Source organism: Caldanaerobacter subterraneus (genome assembly GCF_004345675.1).
Taxonomy (GTDB): Bacteria; Bacillota; Thermoanaerobacteria; order Thermoanaerobacterales; family Thermoanaerobacteraceae; genus Thermoanaerobacter; species Thermoanaerobacter subterraneus.
Map to the genome: position 1 here is coordinate 1 of NZ_SLWU01000006.1, position 18,417 is coordinate 18,417.

Here is an 18,417-nt window from a genome sequence, read left to right on the forward strand (position 1 = left end):
AAAGTGGCAAGAAAGAAGAAAAGGAAATCTCTATTCAAGAGGAGATAAAAGCAAAAAAGGAAATCTCAACACAAGAATAGAAGTAAGAAAAAATGTCGCTTTCTTAAGGATAAATGTAGGGGAAAGAAAATATGTATATGCCAAAATAGAAGCAGGCTATAAAAAGAATAAGAGAAGAGAAGGACTTCTGCAGGAAATTGCAGAATCAAACATACCTTACTCTGTAGAGCTAAAACTTAAAAATGGCAGTATATACGCTTATTTTTCTATTGAAGAAAAGTATCCAGAAATAAAAATAACAAAAGAGAAAGGGGTCATAGGAATAGATGTAAATGCATATCCAGACAATATATCATGGGCAGAGACAGATGAAAAAGGGAATCTAATAAGCTATGGGAATATACCAATGCCAGAGCTTGCAAGCGACAGTAAAGACAAAAGAGAATATTTCAGATGGCAGTATGCTCATGAAATAGTAAATATAGCAAAAGAAAAAGGAAAAGCAATTGTAATTGAAGAATTAGAAATAAAAGACAAAGGAAAAAGAGGAGACTTTTCGGGGAGGAAATCAAGAAGGATAAGACACAATTTTAGCTATAAATCACTTCTTTCAAAAATAAAAACACTAGCAAAAAGAGAAGGGATAGAAGTAATAGAGGTCAATCCTTCTTACACATCAATAATAGGGATGTTGAAATATGCACCACAGTATATGATAACAAAAGATATAGCAGCAGCCTATGTAATAGCAAGAAGAGGGTTGGTACTTCAAGAAAAGATACCAGATAATTATATGAAGTTTCTCAACGCATTGACTGTAGAAGAATTAGAAGAATTAAAAGAGCATGTAAAGAAAACAGTTAGAAACAAGCATTTAAAGAAAAAACATTTAAGGGAAATAAATAAAGCAATAGAATTTTTACAAAGCCTTGAGAGTAAGCCAGGAAGGGTGCTAGAACCTCTGGATGGAACAAGTTTTAGTGCCTATGATTTCTGGCGAGTTCTCAAGGTAGCGGTGGTGACTCCACTCTCTCCTGAGAAGGTACCAAGAGACTTCTCTACCCTGAAAGGATTACTAATTCAGGGTAAGTGGAGAGGCCCGTAAGGGCGCAAGTTCCTGCTTCTTGGGGCAGGGGCTATGACTTTCCCAAATACCGCCTGCTGGGGATGGGGAAAGTCTGAAGGGCGGACTACAAATACCCCAGCTATCTAAACTGTACGGTTTTGTACAGTTTGGGTAACCAGGGAAAGAGCCCGATGAAACCCGGCAACCTGTCCTTTTAAGGATAAGGTGCCAATTCTCTCAGAAGATTTTTTCTTCTGAAAGATGAGGGTATGCCTCTTCTTTTAGAAGGGGTTTTATTTTGCTCTTAAGGAGGGAAGAAAATGCGTAGACTCTTTACTTCTGAGTCAGTCACTGAAGGGCATCCTGACAAGATCTGTGACCAGATTTCAGATGCCATTTTGGATGAAATTTTAAAAAAAGACCCTTACGCCCGCGTGGCATGTGAGACAGCTGTAACTACCGGCTTGGTTCTGGTAATGGGAGAAATTACTACAGAGTGCTATGTGGACATTCCCAGGATAGCCAGAGACGTCATAAGGGATATAGGCTATACCAGAGCAAAATACGGCTTTGACGCAGACACCTGTGCTGTAATCACTTCCATTGACGAGCAGTCTCCAGACATTGCCATGGGAGTGAATAAGGCTTTAGAAGCAAGAAGAGGAGAGCTGACAGATGCCGAAATCGAGGCAATTGGCGCTGGAGACCAGGGCCTCATGATAGGCTTTGCCTGCGATGAGACAGAAGAGCTCATGCCAATGCCCATAATGCTGGCTCACAAGCTGGCCAGAAGATTGGCTGAGGTCAGGAAAAACGGCACATTGAGCTATCTAAGACCTGATGGAAAAACTCAGGTGACAGTAGAGTACGAGGAAGACAGGCCTGTCAGAGTCGACTCTGTTGTGGTTTCAGCTCAGCATGCTCCTGAGGTTGACCATGACACGATAGAAAAAGACATAATTGAACATGTGGTAAATGTGATTATTCCTGAAAACATGATGGACAAGAACACTAAAATTTTTGTGAATCCTACTGGCAGGTTTGTGCTAGGAGGTCCCCAAGCAGATAGCGGCCTTACAGGGAGAAAGATCATAGTAGATACCTATGGTGGATACGCAAGGCATGGAGGCGGCGCATTTTCAGGGAAAGACCCAACAAAAGTTGACAGGTCAGCAAGTTATGCGGCAAGGTATGTGGCTAAAAACATCGTAGCGGCAGGGCTTGCTAAGAAATGTGAAGTACAGGTGGCGTATGCAATAGGTGTGGCAACACCACTGGAGGTTGAGATAAACACATTTGGGACAGGCAAAATTTCTGATGAAAAAATATCAGAAATTGTAAAGAAAGTTTTTGATTTAAGGCCTGCAGCCATAATAAGAGATTTGGATTTGAGAAGACCTATTTATAGGCAGGTTGCTGCTTATGGCCACTTTGGAAGACATGACTTGGACCTGCCGTGGGAGAAAACAGATAGAGTAGATATATTGAGAAAATTAGCAGGAATATAGTTAAAGCCCGGGTTTTGCCCGGGCTTGTGGCGTTTTTTATATATTTTTTGTAACGCCAGAGATTTTTAAAACCGCTCCGCTAAAATATATTATACATTAGTTTTGACAAAAATAAAAGGCCTAAACCCTTTATATCCTCCTCTAAATAGGTTAAAATTAAGTTGTAAAATATCTTTAACGGGTGGAAAAGCCATGGTAGAAATAGAGGGTGTAGTAGAAGAGATAATCTTTAGAAACGAGCAAAACGGGTATACGGTTCTGGAATTGGATATTGAAGGGGATATGGTGACTGCTGTAGGTGTAATGCCCTTTGTTACGGTGGGAGAGAGAATAAAGGTGCAGGGGGAATGGGTAGTCCATCCTGATTACGGAGACCAGATACGAGTTATCAATTACCAGACTCTTTCTCCCAATACCCTGGAAGGGATAGAGCGCTTTTTAGCATCAGGCCTGATACCTGGGATTGGCCCTGTCACCGCGAGAAAGATTGTAGAAAGATTTGGGCTTGACTCTCTTCATGTTATAGAGACAGAGCCTCACAGGTTGAGGGAGATAAAAGGTTTAAGTGATGAAAAAATAAAGAGAATAAGTGAAGCTTATGAGATGCAGAAGGGAATAAAAGAAGTAATGGTGTTTCTACATCAATTCGGGATTTCTAGCCATATGGCTATAAAAATATACAAAGAATACGGGAATGATGCAATAGAAATCATCAAGCAAAATCCTTACAGGCTTGCTGATGATATATTCGGCATAGGGTTTAAGACTGCTGACAAAATTGCGGAGAGCTTAGGTATCGACCCGCATTCTACCTACCGCATTTCTGCAGGGGCAAGGTATGTTTTAATGCAGTACGCTGCAAATGGGCACACCTATGTGCCAAAAGACCTCCTGAAGAAAGAAACTGCAGACCTATTAGAAGTAAGTGAAGAAGAGGTGGAGGATGCTTTTGTGCTTTTAGCTCAAAATGAAAAAATACACATAGAAAAGTTTGAAGACAATACTGTAGGGGTTTATTACATCCCCTATTATGTGGCAGAACTTCATACTGCAGAAAGGCTTTTCACAATGACAGTAACCCAGTGCGAAGACCTCAAAATAGACGTGCAAAAAGAAATAAGGGATTTTGAAAAAGAAGCAGGAATAGTTTTAGAGAAAACTCAAAAATTGGCGGTAGAAGAAGCCATAAAGAATTCGGTCGTGGTCATAACAGGAGGACCTGGCACGGGTAAGACTACGATTATAAACTGTATAATAAGGATTTTTGAAAAAGCCAATAAAAAAGTAGCTCTTGCTGCTCCTACAGGAAGAGCGGCAAAGAGGATAACAGAAGCTACAGGAAAAGAAGCAAAGACCATTCACAGGCTTTTAGAGTACACTTATACGGAAGAGGAAGGGAAAGGGTTTAATAAAAACGAAAAAGACCCTTTAAAATACGATGTAATCATAATAGATGAAGCTTCTATGGTGGATATTTTGCTTATGAACGCTCTTTTAAAGGCTATTCCTGCCGGTTCAAGACTTATTCTCGTGGGGGACGCTGACCAGCTCCCATCTGTTGGAGCAGGAAATGTACTAAGGGACATAATAGACAGCGGAATTGTAAAGGTGATAAGGCTAAAAGAAATCTTCAGGCAGCAGAAAGAGAGCCTTATTGTAGTAAATGCCCACAAGATAAATAACGGCGAATATCCTACCTACAATAACAAAAATGGCGACTTCTTCTTTTTAAGTGTACCTACACAGGAAGACATGTTAAAGACAATACTAGATCTTGTGACTAATAGGCTTCCTAAAGCCTATGGCTTTCATCCGGTTAACGATATTCAGGTCCTTACTCCCATGAAAAAGGGAATAATAGGAGTGCACAATTTAAATATAGAGCTTCAGAAGGTATTAAACCCTCCTTCTAAAGACAAAGCAGAAAAACCAATGAAAGAATTTACTTTTAGAGTCGGTGATAAAGTGATGCAGATCAAGAACAACTATAGAATGACCTGGAAAAGAGGGGATGAGGAAGGAGAAGGAGTTTTCAACGGTGACATAGGGATAATCCAGTCAATAGATGAGGAACTTCAAGAAGTTACCGTGTATTTTGACGACGAAAAAGTAGTGACTTACGATTTTTCCGATTTGGACGAACTTACCTTATCTTACGCTATCACAGTTCACAAGAGTCAGGGCAGCGAATTTCCTGTGGTGATAATGCCAGTGACATACGGACCTCCTATGCTTTTAACCCGCAATCTTCTTTACACAGCTGTTACAAGGGCAAAAAAGCTGGTGGTTTTAGTAGGGCAGGAGAAATATTTAAAATTTATGATTGACAACAACAGGATTTCTAAAAGATATTCAGGACTTCTTTCCAGGCTAAAAAAGACCTTAATTTACATCCAATAATTTATAGAAAAGTGTAAATTTTAATTTATTTGTGCCGATAACATAATTGAAAGAAGAAAGCGATGAGGGATGTATAAATGACTTTTTTGGACTTGCTTTTTCCTCCCAAGACCAGTTGCATTGTTTGCAATGCCTCTATAAAAAGTGGATACTTGTGCGATAGGTGTAAGGCATCTCTTGAAATTATCAATGGCAACAGGTGCAGAATATGCGGCAAGTCCCTTAAAGAAGGAGAAATATGCAGTGATTGCCTCAAAACACCGCATTATTTTAAACAAAATGTAAGTCCATTTGAATATGAGGGCGTGGTAAAAGAACTCATAGCGAAATTTAAATATTTCAATGAAAGGCACTTAGCTTCATTTTTCGCCGATTACATGGCTGATGCAGTAAAAAATATGGGCTGGAATATTGAAGTCATAGTTCCCGTTCCACTTCACAGGATAAGACTTGATGAAAGAGGATACAATCAGTCTGAACTTCTGGCAAGGGAGCTTTCTTACAGGCTCAATATCTTCATGTCAAAAGCTCTAAGGCGGGTTAAGAATACCACAACTCAGACTGCTCTTCACAGAGAGGAAAGGATGGAAAATGTAAAAGGGGCTTTTAAAGTTACATATAAAGATACAATTGAAGGGAAAAATGTTCTTTTAGTGGACGATGTTTTGACAACAGGGGCAACCCTTGACGAATGTGCGAAAGCATTGAAGGAAAATGGGGCAAAAGAAGTTTATGTTGTCACTATTGCAACTGGCAGGATGTGATGGGGATTATATAAAAGGGGATGAAAATTATGGAAATAAGGAATTGCAAGCGGTGTGGAAGGCCTTATATCTATACGGGAAAAGATTTATGCCCTGTGTGTTATCAGCAGGATGAAGAAGACTTTTTAAAAGTTCGCGATTATCTGGACATGCATCCTAATGCCACAATGCTTGAAATATCTCAAAATACGCAGGTTTCTGCGAAAAAGATAATGGATTTCTTAAAAGAGGGACGCCTCATACTTTCGCCGAGCAATGTCAACATAGGCTTGAGGTGTGAAAGGTGCGGCAAGCCAATACTTAGCGGAAGATTTTGTGATGAATGCAAGCTCGAGCTTGCGAAGGAGCTCACAAAAGGGTATGAATCTAAAACAACCAAAGATGAAGATGAAACGAAAGGTGAGAGGTTGTATGTATACGATACAAAGAAAAAGAAAAAATGATGCGAGATTAAACTTTTGCTTTGTTGAGTCGATATTAATGGTAGTACGGGGGTGTTGAGAATGAAAATCTACAATAACAATATTGATAAAATAATGTCAATCTATAGAGTTAACTCAATAGAGAAGGTAAAGCCTAATAAATCAGAAATAAAGGATAAAGTAGAAATTTCAGAAGAGGCTTTAAAACTCGCCAAGAATTTGAGCCAGTTTGAAAAAATAAAAAATCAAAAGATTGAGGATATAAAGTCAAGGCTTAGCTCAGGCACTTACAATGTTAAAGCTGAAGATGTGGCTGACGCCATCATCAAAGGTGTGCTTCTTAACAAAAAAATTTAATTTTAAGGATGTGCGTAAAAATGAATGCGAGTGAAAGGCTTTTAGGCCTTCTAAAGGAAGAAATGGCGATATATGAGATTTTGCTTGAACTGGCGACCAAAAAAACTGACATAATAATCCATGGGAAGATAAAAGAGTTGGATGAGACTGTGCAGATGGAGAGAAATTTCATAAAAAAGCTCGTCGAATTGGAAGAAAAAAGGGAAAACACTTTAAAAGAGATGGGTAAAGGAGAAGGTGTGACTATAAGCGAGGTTATAAAAAGCCTTCCTCTCGAAGAAGCTGCACAGTTTAACAACGTTAAGGAAAGATTAAGTGCTGTTTTAAAAGAGTTGGAGCAGAGAAACGATTTAAACATGGCTTTAATTGAGCAGGCACTGGAATATGTGAATTATTCTATCAAGGCTATATCAGAAGCTTTGGAGGAAGACAAGGGCATTTACGGGGAAAAAGGAAGCTCTAAGGGCTACACAAGTTTAATTGACAAAAAGGCATAGGGGGATAGATATGTCTACTTTTCAGGGACTTGAAATAGCCAAAACGGGCCTTTTTGTAAGCCAGAAAGCGCTGGAGGTTACAGGCCACAATATAGCTAATGCCAATACACCTGGTTATACAAGACAAGTAGTAGATATGGCTTCAATTGCTCCTCCTACTACCTTTGGAATGTATGACCAGTGGGGCAAGGCTATAGGCGAAGGCGTAAAAATTGTGGACATAAGGCAGATACGCGATCAATTCTTAGACAATCAATACAGAAGAGAAAACAAATTTTTGGGAGAATGGGAGACAAAGGCTGAGGTTCTCTCTGCAATTGAAAATATATTCAATGAGCCATCAAGTAGCGGCATAACAGCTGTTTTAAATGACTTTTTTAACTCTTTACAAGAGCTTTCAAAAAATCCCGAGAGTTTGACTGTCAGAGCAGAGGTAAGAGAAAGAGCGATAGCACTTGCAGATACTTTCAACACGGTTTACCAGCACCTTTATGACAAATTAAACGAATTAAACTCTACAATACAATCCAGAATTGCCGAGATAAACTCTTATGCTGAAAGGATAAGCAGATTAAATGGAGAGATATACAGGTTCGAACTTCCGGGGCAGGTAGCGAATGACTTAAGAGACCAGAGAAACCTCTTAGTAGACCAGCTCTCTAAATTAGTAAACATAACGACTTATGAAGATGCCAACCGAAACTTCAGAATAGATATAGGCGGACAGGCTTTGGTAAGTGGCACTACTGCCTTTACAATGTCTATGGATAAAAACGGGAATGTAATATGGGACCTCACGAAATCCCCTGTTAACCCATCGAGCGGCGTATTAAAAGGCCTTTTGGATATGAGAGATGGGGATGGGGCAAATGGCGTAAAAGGCATCCCCTATTATATGGAACAGTGGAACAAGCTGGCTTACAACATAGCCAAAGTTATAAATGAGGTGCACAGTCAGGGATACGGTTTAGACGGCAGTACGGGAAATTTACTTTTTGGCGGTTTTGACACCTCTCTCCCTTATAATAAAGACCTTCCTTATGCTCAATTAATAAAAGTAAACAGCACTATACTTGCATCAGATGGACTTTTAAAAATAGCTGCTGCAAAAGATTCAAAAGCTCTTCCCGGCGATAATAGGAATGCCTTGGAACTTATAGCATTAAGAGATAAACCTCTTGATGGCCTTGATAAAGCTACATTTGATGACTTTGCCAGGTCTTTGATTGCAAACTTGGGTGTTGATGCAGAGCAGGCAAATGTGATGAAGAAAAATCAGGAAGTAATGGTAAAGCAGATAGACCTAAACAGGCAGTCTATATCAGGTGTATCTTTAGATGAAGAGATGACGAATATGTTAAAATACCAAAAGTCCTATGCCGCCTGTGCAAGAGTGATAACTACTATGGATGAGCTTATAGACACGATCATCAACAGAATGGGATTAGTTGGAAGGTAGGTGCTTTGAATGAGAGTTACTCATAACATGATGATATCTACTTTTCTAAACGACTATTACAACAACCTTGAAAGAATTCAAAAAGGACAAAACATGTTGGCGGCAGGGAAAAAATTTACCAGGCCTTCCGATGACCCTGTCGCCGTAGTTACAAGTTTACGCATCAGAACGGACATGGCGCGAAATGATGCCTATACCAGAAATGCAGATGATGCAAAATCTTGGCTAGATATTACGGACAGCGCTTTATCTCAGCTAGGGAGTTTACTTCAAAGGACAAGAGAATTAGCTGTTGAGGGCGCTAATGGCACATTGACAGCAGGTGATATGCAAAAGATCGCTCAAGAGATAATACAATTAAAAGCCCAAATGGTGCAAGTAGGTAATACCCAATACAATGGAAGATATATATTTGCTGGTTTTAAGACTGATACAGCTCCTTTTAGTGAAACTTCTAATAATTACAATGGCGATAGCAATTCCATAGAATTTGAAGTAGGACCGGGCGGAAATAGAATGGCTGTAAATGTGACAGGAGATAGACTCTTTGATGTAGTAGGAGGAACATCTCAACTTCTTGAAATGATGGATAACCTCAAAACTGCTTTGGAAAATGGAGACCACCAAGCTGTAAGCAATCTGATAGCTGATATAGACAAACAATTGGAAAATGTGTTGGCTGTAAGAGCAGAAGTAGGAGCAAAGTCAAATAGATTAGACCTCATACAAAATAGGCTCCAAAGTGATAATTATAACTTTACAGCCTTACTGTCTAAAAACGAAGATGCAGATTTAGCCCAAGTTATTACAAATCTCAAAATGGATGAAAATGTGTATAGGGCATCTCTGGCTGCAGGTGCCCGCATAATACAGCCCAGTTTAATAGATTTTCTAAGGTGATGAGGATGAATATAGCGATACACCAGACTTTTGGCAGGATAGGGATAAAGACTTATCCTGCCCAAATTTCTATAAAAAGTCCTAAAGCCGATCTTGAGATAAAGCAAATACCTGCAAAAATGGAAATAGAACAAAAGCTTCCCCAAGTTCGGATAGATCAATATCAGTGTTTTTATGAGTCGGGGCTTAAAAATATCTTTGACCTTGTGCACGATGAGGCAGAAAGGAGTAAACAAATAGCTTTTGATGCTATAGGCAAAATTGCTGAAGATGGGGATGTACTCGTTTCTATAGAAACTCATCAGGATGCAATTGTAAAATTGAGTGAAGAAGCTATGATCCAGGAAGTAGATTTTAATGTTGACCTTATGCCAAAATCAAGGCCTAAAATATGGTTTGAAGGATATTTAAAGATAAATTGGGAATTGGGTGGTGTAGAAATAAAAGCAATCCCTCACAAGCCTATAATATCTGCAACACCAGCTCATGTAGAAATATACCTAAGGCAATATCCTTCGATAAAAATAGAGTATGTAGGAAATCACGTTGATAAGAGGATATGAGTTTAAAAGAAAGTGAGGAATTTAGGATGGAACTTAATACAAAAAATTTTGGAATTATCCATTACAATGAAGAGGATGTCATTTACTTTGAAGAAGGTATTCCAGGTTTTGAAGAATTACACAATTTCTTGATAATTGGCGATGAAGAGGAAGATATGCCTTTTAAATGGCTTCAATCAATAGATAACCCTGACATAGCCTTTGTAGTTATTGACCCCAGAGTTTTTAAGCCGGATTATACTTTTGAAATTGATGAGGAGTTAAAAAATTTTCTGGCGGTAGAGGATGTAAATCACCTTTTAATATTTGTGATTGTGGTAATCCCCGAGAAGATAGAAGAGATGACTGCCAACTTGAAAGCTCCTATAATTATAAACGCTGAAAACAACAGAGGAGTCCAGATTATACTGGATAATGATAAATACCTAATAAAACATCCTATACTGGAGGAGCTTAAAAATGCTTATTCTCACGCGTAAAATAGGTCAATCCATAATTATAGGGGAAAATGTAGAAGTAAAGATAGTAAGTATTGAAGAAGGGAAAGTAAAACTGGGGATTACCGCTCCAAAAGAAGTGACTGTATTAAGAAAAGAACTCATAGAAGTAATGGATGAAAATATAAAGGCGGCAAGTGTGAGCAAAGAGGCTGTGAAGGAGATAGAAAAATTTATTAAAAAACGCTAAAGTAAATCAAAAATATATCGATATATATAGTGAAAACAAAAGATAAACAGTTGGCGCCAACTGTGAGGCAAAATCAAGGCAGGGATGCCAAAATAAAAATTCAAGGAGGAAGGGTAGTATGATTATCAATCACAACTTAAGTGCTTTAAACGCATGGAGAGCACTTTCAATTAACAATTTCAACACACAAAAGGCATTAGAGAAACTTTCATCAGGTTACAGAATAAACAGAGCTGGAGATGACGCAGCAGGATTGGCAATTTCAGAAAAGATGAGAGGGCAGATCAATGGGTTGAATCAAGCTATAAGGAATGCTCAAGATGGCATATCTTTAATTCAGACAGCTGAAGGTGCTCTGAATGAGACCCATGCAATACTTCAGAGAATGAGAGAACTCGTAGTACAGGCAGCAAATGATACGAATACTGATGTAGATAGAGGGAATATACAAAAAGAGATAAACCAATTAAAAGCAGAAATTGATAGAATAGCTTCAACGACACAATTTAATACAAGGACACTTTTAGATGGCAGCTTATCTACAACAGGTGTGACATTCCAGATAGGAGCAAATGCTGCACAGAATATGACATTGACAATAGGTAAAATGGATACAACTACTCTTGGTGTTGATACCTTGGACGTTTCAATTTCTACACTTTCATCTTCTGATATAGCCGCATGGCTTACAACTATTGATAATGCTATTAACAAGGTATCACAACAGAGAGCAGATCTTGGTGCTGTGCAGAACCGCTTAGAACACACAATAAACAACTTGGGTGTTGCAGCAGAAAACCTGACTGCTGCAGAATCTCGTATAAGAGATGTAGATATGGCAAAAGAGATGATGGAATTCACAAAGAACAACATACTGCAGCAAGCTGCAACTGCAATGCTAGCACAGGCAAATCAGCAACCGCAGACAGTACTGCAATTGCTCAGATAAATGTAAGGGAGGCGATGCCTCCCTTAAAATTTATTAAGTGTGGAATTACAGGAGGAAATTTTTATGCCAACGTCTTGGTACAACGTAATACCGGAAATATTGAGTTTAATCGAAAAACATAAACCTCGTAGTATTTTAGACGTAGGTATAGGTTTTGGTAAATATGGAGTTTTGATAAGGGAAGTGTTAGAATTACCCTATGAACGATACGATAAATTAAAATGGCAGCATAGAGTTGAGGGAGTAGAGGTCTTTGAAGGATATAAAAATCCTCTTCATACTTATGCTTATGATAAAGTGTATTATAGCAATATTTTAGATGTAATTGATAAACTTCCACAATATGATGTAATATTGCTTATTGATGTATTAGAGCATTTTACAAAAGAAGAAGGTTATCTTTTATTAGATAAACTGCTTGAACATACCAAAAATTTTATTTTAATTTCTACTCCATTATACCCCGATATTCAGAAAGATTATGAAGGTAACCCTCATGAAGAGCATAAAAGCAGATGGTCAATAATTGATTTTGTAGATTACGATTATAGCTTTAAACTTATTCCTATTGGGAATAATGGTGCACAACTATTTACTATTTTTCCTACAGCACAAGGTGTTAAAGAAAAGATTAATACTCATCTATATACACAAATCATTGAAAACAATTCTTTAAATGCAAAACCCAAATTAAAAATAGGTTATTTATTACCTCACAAAAATTTGACAGGCGGTTTAAAAATGCTTTTAGAGAATATGAGATATATGAAGAAAAGAGGTCATACAATTTGTGGTTTTTTGAAAAGCGATACAAATGATGATGTAATTCCTAATTGGTATAGAGATATTGAAATAGATGAAAAAATAATATTACCACATAAAGACAGTTTCTCTTATTATATAGAAGATTGCGATATAGTAATTGCTGGTTGGTTGGGACAACTTATAGAATTAAAGAGGAACAAGATTCACGTAATATACTGGGAGCAAGGGAGTGAATGGTTGTTTGGTGATTATAGAGATTTGTCACCAAATTCAAAAATCAGAGAACACTTAAAAGAGTGTTTTTCTTCTGATGTAACTTTTGTGAGTGCTTCACCTTTAATTGCAAAGGTATTGAAGGTGAGGTATGGAAAAGATTCGACAATAATTCCGAATGGCATTGACACGACTTTTTATTTTCCGAGGAAAAAAGAAAAGAGTAGCCAAGATATTTCTATTTTGTTAGTAGGTCACCCGTACCTTTGGTTTAAAGGTTTTGAAGTGGCTCTTATTGCGTTGGAGATGGTGTGGAGAAAAGGATACAGATTCAACGTAAATTGGGTATGTCAAGAACTACCTAATGTTAAAAATCTTAGCTATCCCATTAATTTCATTAAAAAGCCAAGTCAAGAAGAATTAGCTGAAATTTATAGAAATTCTGATATGCTAGTGTTTACATCGTGGTATGAGGGTTTTGGTATGCCACCTCTTGAGGCTATGGCATCAGGTATTCCTGTGATATCCACTAGGTGTGGGGGCGTTGAAAGTTTTATAACTCCAGGAGTAAATGGAATTTTAGTGGAACCAGGAGATATAGAGGGAATTGCATATGCTGTTATGGAATTAATAAAAAATAGCAAATTAAGAGAAATTTTAGCTAAAAGAGGTAGACAAACTGCTTTGAATTTTGATTTTGAAAAAATTACAGAAATGTGGGAAACGGTGCTTTATAAAGTGAAAGGGGATGCTTAGTATGGATCTGAAAGACCAATTCAAAATGTTGTATAAAGAAATTTCTCCTTCAACCCTTTCCCTTTGCCTTGTCACAAAAAATGAAGAAAAAAATATATCTCGCTGTATAAATAGCGTAAAAGACATTGTAGATGAAATAGTTGTGGTGGATACTGGTTCTACAGACAGAACTATTGAGATTGCGAAAAGTTTTGGCGCAAAAGTGATTCAAATAAAGTGGGAGGATGATTTTAGTAAGGCTAGAAATACAGCTATAGAAAGTGCTACAGGAGATTGGATTTTATTTCTTGATGCTGATGAGGAGATAAAAAAAGAAGATGTGAGCAAAATAAAGTCTTTGTTGTACGATGACACAGTTGAGGCTTATCTATTTAAATTTGTTAACTATGCAGGTTCCAGCATCAACAGTGGACTTACAGAAATAAATTATAATTACAGGTTATTTAGAAACAATGGAAAGTTAAAGTATATTTATCCAGTTCATGAAAACTTAAGAAATATAGAAGAGAATAGGCCTCCCATTGCTAAAAAGGCAGATGTGACTATACTGCATTACGGATATCTCGCTGACATAAGAAAAGAAAAAAATAAAAGCGAACGATATATAAAACTGATTTCTAAATACTTGGAAAGTCATCCGGAAGATAAATTTCAACATGCTAATTTAGCAGTAGAATATTTTAATATTGGAGACTATCAGAAAGCATTAAAGCATTTACTAATAGCCACTAAAGGTATGGATGTAAATAGTGTAAATGCTACAAGGCTTCTAAGGTATCTGATAGGATGTTATATAGGGCTAAAAGATTACAGTACCGCTCTTAAAATTATAAAGGACGCAAAAGATTATTATAAGGACATTCCAGATTTTAGTTTTCTTGAAGGGCTTATGTATATGGATCAAAAGAGGTACGAAAAAGCTATAGAGGCTTTTAAAGAGAGTCTTTCAATTGGAGAATACGATGGATTGTTTATAACAATGGGGGGCACGGGAAGTTACCGTGCTAGGTATATGATAGGTTTGTGTAAAGAAAAATTAAATCAATTAAATGATGCAGTAAAAGAATATATTGAAGTATTAAAAGAAAATCCCAATTATCAGGAAGTATTTATAAAGCTTTTTGACCTTTTTATAAAAAATGAACCAGTACAGGAGGTTTATAAATTTTTCAGTAAATATGTAGATGTGAGTTCTCCTTTAAACAATGCAATTTTGGCTAGGCTATATATAAGTGTTGGTCTATATGATGCGGCTAAAAGCTATTTGGACAATATAAATATGGATTTAGAAGGTTTAAATACATTAAGAGGAATTGTATATATGGGGATGAAAAAATATGAAGAAGCTTTGCAATACTTTGGGAACGAATATGGAAAGTCACAAGAAGAGGCCAATTATTACAAAGTGTTGTGTCACATTATCTTAAATCAAATGGAGGAAGCCAAAAAAGTATTGTGGGAATTACCCGATTCTTCAGATAAGAAATTGTATATGAGTATAGTAGGAGAAATGAAAGCAAAATTTGAAGAAATAAAAGAAAATTACTTTAATTTGCTGGATTTGCTTATCAAATTGCAGGAATTTGACTTATATAACAAAGTTCTAGCTATGTATGTAAATAAATTTGGAAGAGAAGATTACGAAAGATATGGGCAATTGATGATAAAATATGAGTTAGAGGATTTAGCTGTTGAGGCTTATATTAAGGCTGCAAACCTAAACAGTCAAAATCCTGAAGTGTACAGATATCTTGCTGAAAAAGCTTTAAAACAGGGTATGTACGAAGAGGCTTTGTCTTTGGCGATGAATGCATTCAACCTTGATACAATGGATGTTGATAATTATGTAACAATTTACAAGATATACCGTGATATGGGTAACTTAAATGAAGCTGAAAAAATCAATTTGGTAGTAAAAGAAATTTATCCAGAAATAGACCTTGCAAGTAGAGTAAATGGCGGGTAAAGCCCGCCAATTTTAGTTTCTTAGCAAAATTAGACAAATGGTATTTACACACAAAATGCTGCTATAAGAGGAACTTTGTTCGCAATCTTAAAAGGTGAGAATTTTGCTTAACTCTTTTTTTGCAAAAGCCGATATAATAGTTGAGTCCAATCCTCCTGAAAGGAGGGATAAAATATTTGTAATTTCTGGGATTTGCTTTGCTATAGAATCTTTTACAAGGTATTTTACTTTTTCAATAGTCTCCTCCATAGTGTCTGTATGAGGATTGCTTTGAGGGGACCAGTATTTATATATATGAATTAGGCTGTTTGGATTAAATTTTGCATACTAAAGCTATTGCTAAAGTTTCTTCACCCAATTTTTTACAATTAATTGACTTTGGCTTTGAGTATTTGTTACAATTATTGTTCGGTGGCCTAGAAGATTTCTAATCAATTTTTAATCTTTGTCTGGTATAATGATATTAGGCTTTCGCAGGAGGAAATAAGATGAATAAAGTTATAAAAGAGTATTATTACGAGGAAAATGAGATTGCAGAGAAGATAAAGGAATTGAAGAAAAAATTAAATGAAAGCGACTTACAGGCTCCAAAAGTTTTGGAGCTTAGTAGAGAGCTGGATAGATTGATTGTGCTTTACATGAAAGGGCAGTGGCAGGCAAAACAAGAGTGAGTTTTGTCTGCCCTTTATTTTTATGTAAAAAAATTTAAACTTTTTAAAATACATGACGATATTTATAGTAGCAGAAAGGAGTTGGTTCACAAAGGATAAATATTTTCACTGTAGGGGGTAATAACAGGGATGTTGCAGAGTATAAATAATGCGAATCTAGCACAGATTCCTTCTTCAAATTTTAAGAAGGAAAGCGTTCTTGTGGATGAAATTAAAACAGTGAAAGATATTCTGAGCAAACCTGTGGATGAAGATAAGCTTAATAGAGAGCTTAATAAGGAAAACAGGAGGATAACTATTGACCGTACATATTTTGAATTTTCTGTTCACAAACCTACCAATACAATTGTAGTGAAAATTGTCGACAGCGAGACCAATGAGGTTATAGATGAGATTCCTCCGGAGAAAATATTGGACCTTGTAGCAGGTTTGTGGAAAATAGCAGGGCTTTTTGTGGATAGGAAAATATAGGGGGTGTAGTTATGGATCCCATTGGTATGAACAGTTATAATGTGAGCAATTTACTAAGAATAGGTGGACTTGCTACAGGGCTGGATACTGATTCAATAGTTAAACAGCTTATGAAAGTGGCAAGTTTACCTCTTGATAAGTTGAATCAGCAAAAGCAGTGGTATCAGTGGCAGCAGGAAGATTTGAGGGACATAAACGCAAAACTTATGAATTTGAGAAATAATGTGGTCGCCAGTTTGAGGCTGCAGGGAACCTTTATGGCTAAAACTGTTACATCCTCTAATACTTCTGTTGCTACTGCTACAGCGGGGACAAATGCGGTGAATGGGACATATACTTTATCTGTTACTCAGTTAGCTACAGCTGCTTCTACTGCCAGTACCGACAAGATTGGGGCGTATTATATCGACAGTAACAATAAGATTCAATATAATCCTCTAAATACCACTGGGGGACCTATAACTCTCGTACTGAAAAATAAAGACGGGAAAACTTTTTCAAATATTACAATATCAACGAATGCAAATATTAATGATGTAATATCAGCTATAAATTCTGTCTCTAAAGATACAGGCATAGTTGCTACTTATGATCAAAATTTAGATAGGTTGTTTTTAGTTTCTAATGTGACGGGTAGTTCTTCTACAATTGATTTTAGTGCTACTACTGATCAGACGGCACAAAATTTTTTGACATCAGTTTTAAAATTACCTTCAGATGTTTTGACTTCTGGAAAAATAACAGGGCAAGATGCAATATTTACTTTCAATGGCGTTCAAATAACTAGCTCTACTAATAATGTTACAGTTGCTGGTATAAACGTTACATTGACAGGTACAACTGCGGGCGGGCAGAATATAACTCTCACTGTTTCAACAGACGTAGATAAAATTTATAACACGATTAAAAACTTTGTAGATACCTATAACGACGTAATTACACAGATGTACACTAAACTCACAGAAAAAAGGTATTACGATTATCCGCCTCTCACAGATGAGCAGAAGCAGGCGATGAAGGAAAATGACATAAAATTGTGGGAAGAAAAAGCTAGATCTGGTAACTTAGCTAATGACGAGACTTTAATGAGAGCGTATTATTCATTAAGACAGGTCGTTTCTTCTACTGTATCTGGCGTAGGGTCATTAAGCTCTATTGGAATTACTACAGGTCAGTGGTATGAAGGTGGAAAACTTTATATTGACGAAGCTAAATTAAAAGATGCGATTGCCAACAATCTTGATAAGGTTATGCAGATATTTACAGGTGTTTACAGCTCTGATGGCACTACATTGGTGTCAAAAGGCATTGCACAGCAACTTTATGGCTATTTTGAAAATGGCACATTTAAAGAAGGTGTACTAGGGACTGCAATAAATGCTATAACGCGCAAAGCAGGAAGCTCAACACAACTTTATGACAATAGCTTCATAGGCAATAGAATCAGAGAGATAGATGACAGAATTGCAGAAATGCAAAAAAGATTAAAGGATTTAGAGGAGAGATATTACAGGCAGTTTACACAGTTAGAAATTTTTGTCGGGCAGATGAATACGCAAAGCGCATGGTTAAATCAGCAGATTGGGATTATGACTAAGTGAGGGGGTGCGAAAGTTTGAATCCGTATCAGCAGTATAAAGAGAATGCTATTTTGACGGCAAGTCCTGAAGAGCTGGTTTTGATGCTCTATAACGGGATAATAAGATTTATTGATGAGGCAAAGACAGCGCTTCAAAAGAAAGATTATGTAGAAACAAATGCTAAAATACAGAGGGCACAGGATATTATTACAGAGTTGATGCTTACTCTTGATATGAATTATGACATTTCTAAAAATTTATACAATCTTTATGACTACATGTTAAGAAGGTTGATTGATGCGAATGTGAAGAAGGATATTGAAATTTTAGATGAAGTAAGAGGATTTGCAGTAGACTTAAGAGACACCTGGAGTTTAGCACTTCAAAAGGTGAGAGAAAAAGTCTACGCTACGAAAGGTTGAT

20 protein-coding genes and 1 riboswitch are annotated in these 18,417 nt (G+C 36.9%); of the genes, 19 read left to right on the forward strand and 1 reads right to left on the reverse strand.

The genetic code is table 11. The features are described from left to right. The 15 genes from EV203_RS03625 to EV203_RS03695 all read left to right on the forward strand — a co-directional run. On the forward strand, window positions 1-1,105 hold a 1,105-nt coding region (locus EV203_RS03625; RefSeq protein WP_132039165.1), incomplete at its 5' end, for an IS200/IS605 family accessory protein TnpB-related protein. 116 nt (window positions 1,106-1,221) lie between these two features. Continuing rightward, a riboswitch (SAM riboswitch) is annotated at window positions 1,222-1,334 on the forward strand. A gap of 52 nt (window positions 1,335-1,386) precedes the next feature. Further along, window positions 1,387-2,574 (forward strand): methionine adenosyltransferase, encoded by a 1,188-nt coding sequence (metK, locus tag EV203_RS03630; protein ID WP_011024919.1) that lies wholly within the window; start codon window positions 1,387-1,389, stop codon window positions 2,572-2,574. A gap of 192 nt (window positions 2,575-2,766) precedes the next feature. Beyond that, the gene (gene recD2, locus EV203_RS03635; protein ID WP_132039166.1) at window positions 2,767-4,974 is read left to right on the forward strand and encodes an SF1B family DNA helicase RecD2; all 2,208 of its coding nucleotides are present in this window, start codon (window positions 2,767-2,769) and stop codon (window positions 4,972-4,974) included. 77 nt (window positions 4,975-5,051) lie between these two features. Then, the gene (locus EV203_RS03640; protein ID WP_132039167.1) at window positions 5,052-5,738 is read left to right on the forward strand and encodes a ComF family protein; all 687 of its coding nucleotides are present in this window, start codon (window positions 5,052-5,054) and stop codon (window positions 5,736-5,738) included. Between the two features lie 29 nt (window positions 5,739-5,767). After that, window positions 5,768-6,181: a TIGR03826 family flagellar region protein gene (locus EV203_RS03645; protein WP_132039168.1), complete on the forward strand. Its 414-nt coding sequence runs from the start codon at window positions 5,768-5,770 to the stop codon at window positions 6,179-6,181. Between the two features lie 60 nt (window positions 6,182-6,241). Further along, window positions 6,242-6,517, forward strand: coding sequence for a flagellar biosynthesis anti-sigma factor FlgM (gene flgM / locus EV203_RS03650; RefSeq protein ID WP_011024922.1), 276 nt, complete (start codon window positions 6,242-6,244; stop codon window positions 6,515-6,517). Between the two features lie 20 nt (window positions 6,518-6,537). Next, entirely contained in the window at window positions 6,538-7,014 is a 477-nt protein-coding gene (locus tag EV203_RS03655) for a flagellar protein FlgN (RefSeq protein WP_132039169.1), read from the forward strand. A gap of 10 nt (window positions 7,015-7,024) precedes the next feature. Beyond that, a complete protein-coding gene (gene flgK / locus EV203_RS03660) occupies window positions 7,025-8,473 on the forward strand; it encodes a flagellar hook-associated protein FlgK (protein WP_022588191.1) in 1,449 nt (482 codons plus the stop codon). Window positions 8,474-8,482: 9 nt separating this feature from the next. Then, window positions 8,483-9,373, forward strand: coding sequence for a flagellar hook-associated protein FlgL (gene flgL / locus EV203_RS03665; protein WP_022588190.1), 891 nt, complete (start codon window positions 8,483-8,485; stop codon window positions 9,371-9,373). A gap of 5 nt (window positions 9,374-9,378) precedes the next feature. Then, window positions 9,379-9,936 carry a DUF6470 family protein gene (locus tag EV203_RS03670; protein ID WP_031314149.1) on the forward strand — a complete coding sequence of 186 codons (558 nt, stop codon included), beginning with the start codon at window positions 9,379-9,381 and terminating at the stop codon, window positions 9,934-9,936. A gap of 26 nt (window positions 9,937-9,962) precedes the next feature. Beyond that, a complete protein-coding gene (fliW, locus tag EV203_RS03675; protein WP_011024927.1) occupies window positions 9,963-10,415 on the forward strand; it encodes a flagellar assembly protein FliW in 453 nt (150 codons plus the stop codon). Then, window positions 10,396-10,623 (forward strand): carbon storage regulator CsrA, encoded by a 228-nt coding sequence (gene csrA / locus EV203_RS03680; protein ID WP_011024928.1) that lies wholly within the window; start codon window positions 10,396-10,398, stop codon window positions 10,621-10,623. Before fliW ends, csrA begins: the two co-directional genes overlap by 20 nt. A gap of 118 nt (window positions 10,624-10,741) precedes the next feature. Then, window positions 10,742-11,572, forward strand: coding sequence for a flagellin Hag (hag, locus tag EV203_RS03685; protein WP_011024929.1), 831 nt, complete (start codon window positions 10,742-10,744; stop codon window positions 11,570-11,572). Between the two features lie 63 nt (window positions 11,573-11,635). Continuing rightward, on the forward strand, window positions 11,636-13,306 hold the full coding sequence (locus tag EV203_RS03690; RefSeq protein ID WP_011024930.1) for a glycosyltransferase family 4 protein: 1,671 nt from the start codon (window positions 11,636-11,638) through the stop codon (window positions 13,304-13,306). Window position 13,307: 1 nt separating this feature from the next. Further along, window positions 13,308-15,272, forward strand: a complete 1,965-nt coding sequence (locus tag EV203_RS03695; RefSeq protein ID WP_165911580.1) for a tetratricopeptide repeat-containing glycosyltransferase family 2 protein — start codon at window positions 13,308-13,310, stop codon at window positions 15,270-15,272. 87 nt (window positions 15,273-15,359) lie between these two features. Here the strand turns inward: EV203_RS03695 and EV203_RS14270 are convergent, their stop codons facing one another. Continuing rightward, window positions 15,360-15,521, reverse strand: coding sequence for an asparagine synthase-related protein (locus EV203_RS14270; RefSeq protein ID WP_132039172.1), 162 nt, complete (start codon window positions 15,519-15,521; stop codon window positions 15,360-15,362). Between the two features lie 239 nt (window positions 15,522-15,760). Here EV203_RS14270 and EV203_RS03705 point away from each other — a divergent pair, with 239 nt between their 5' ends. The 4 genes from EV203_RS03705 to fliS all read left to right on the forward strand — a co-directional run bounded on the left by EV203_RS03705 (window position 15,761) and on the right by fliS (window position 18,416). Next, window positions 15,761-15,943, forward strand: coding sequence for an aspartyl-phosphate phosphatase Spo0E family protein (locus EV203_RS03705; RefSeq protein WP_011024932.1), 183 nt, complete (start codon window positions 15,761-15,763; stop codon window positions 15,941-15,943). 129 nt (window positions 15,944-16,072) lie between these two features. Beyond that, window positions 16,073-16,414 carry a flagellar protein FlaG gene (locus EV203_RS03710; protein ID WP_011024933.1) on the forward strand — a complete coding sequence of 114 codons (342 nt, stop codon included), beginning with the start codon at window positions 16,073-16,075 and terminating at the stop codon, window positions 16,412-16,414. Between the two features lie 11 nt (window positions 16,415-16,425). Beyond that, the gene (fliD, locus tag EV203_RS03715; protein WP_011024934.1) at window positions 16,426-18,015 is read left to right on the forward strand and encodes a flagellar filament capping protein FliD; all 1,590 of its coding nucleotides are present in this window, start codon (window positions 16,426-16,428) and stop codon (window positions 18,013-18,015) included. Between the two features lie 14 nt (window positions 18,016-18,029). Continuing rightward, window positions 18,030-18,416, forward strand: a complete 387-nt coding sequence (gene fliS, locus EV203_RS03720; protein ID WP_041587104.1) for a flagellar export chaperone FliS — start codon at window positions 18,030-18,032, stop codon at window positions 18,414-18,416. Window position 18,417: the final 1 nt, after the last annotated feature.

What these genes read in the sequence shown, in the direction of transcription:
- EV203_RS03710 (WP_011024933.1), top strand. Translation starts at nt 16,073, where the DNA reads ATGTTGCAGAGTATAAATAATGCGAATCTAGCACAGATTCCTTCTTCA.
- EV203_RS14270 (WP_132039172.1), bottom strand. Translation starts at nt 15,521, where the DNA reads ATGGAGGAGACTATTGAAAAAGTAAAATACCTTGTAAAAGATTCTATA.
- EV203_RS03640 (WP_132039167.1), top strand. Translation starts at nt 5,052, where the DNA reads ATGACTTTTTTGGACTTGCTTTTTCCTCCCAAGACCAGTTGCATTGTT.
- fliD (WP_011024934.1), top strand. Translation starts at nt 16,426, where the DNA reads ATGGATCCCATTGGTATGAACAGTTATAATGTGAGCAATTTACTAAGA.
- EV203_RS03690 (WP_011024930.1), top strand. Translation starts at nt 11,636, where the DNA reads ATGCCAACGTCTTGGTACAACGTAATACCGGAAATATTGAGTTTAATC.
- hag (WP_011024929.1), top strand. Translation starts at nt 10,742, where the DNA reads ATGATTATCAATCACAACTTAAGTGCTTTAAACGCATGGAGAGCACTT.
- csrA (WP_011024928.1), top strand. Translation starts at nt 10,396, where the DNA reads ATGCTTATTCTCACGCGTAAAATAGGTCAATCCATAATTATAGGGGAA.
- EV203_RS03655 (WP_132039169.1), top strand. Translation starts at nt 6,538, where the DNA reads ATGAATGCGAGTGAAAGGCTTTTAGGCCTTCTAAAGGAAGAAATGGCG.
- EV203_RS03695 (WP_165911580.1), top strand. Translation starts at nt 13,308, where the DNA reads ATGGATCTGAAAGACCAATTCAAAATGTTGTATAAAGAAATTTCTCCT.
- EV203_RS03645 (WP_132039168.1), top strand. Translation starts at nt 5,768, where the DNA reads ATGGAAATAAGGAATTGCAAGCGGTGTGGAAGGCCTTATATCTATACG.
- metK (WP_011024919.1), top strand. Translation starts at nt 1,387, where the DNA reads ATGCGTAGACTCTTTACTTCTGAGTCAGTCACTGAAGGGCATCCTGAC.
- EV203_RS03670 (WP_031314149.1), top strand. Translation starts at nt 9,379, where the DNA reads ATGAATATAGCGATACACCAGACTTTTGGCAGGATAGGGATAAAGACT.
- flgL (WP_022588190.1), top strand. Translation starts at nt 8,483, where the DNA reads ATGAGAGTTACTCATAACATGATGATATCTACTTTTCTAAACGACTAT.
- fliW (WP_011024927.1), top strand. Translation starts at nt 9,963, where the DNA reads ATGGAACTTAATACAAAAAATTTTGGAATTATCCATTACAATGAAGAG.
- flgK (WP_022588191.1), top strand. Translation starts at nt 7,025, where the DNA reads ATGTCTACTTTTCAGGGACTTGAAATAGCCAAAACGGGCCTTTTTGTA.
- EV203_RS03705 (WP_011024932.1), top strand. Translation starts at nt 15,761, where the DNA reads ATGAATAAAGTTATAAAAGAGTATTATTACGAGGAAAATGAGATTGCA.
- flgM (WP_011024922.1), top strand. Translation starts at nt 6,242, where the DNA reads ATGAAAATCTACAATAACAATATTGATAAAATAATGTCAATCTATAGA.
- recD2 (WP_132039166.1), top strand. Translation starts at nt 2,767, where the DNA reads ATGGTAGAAATAGAGGGTGTAGTAGAAGAGATAATCTTTAGAAACGAG.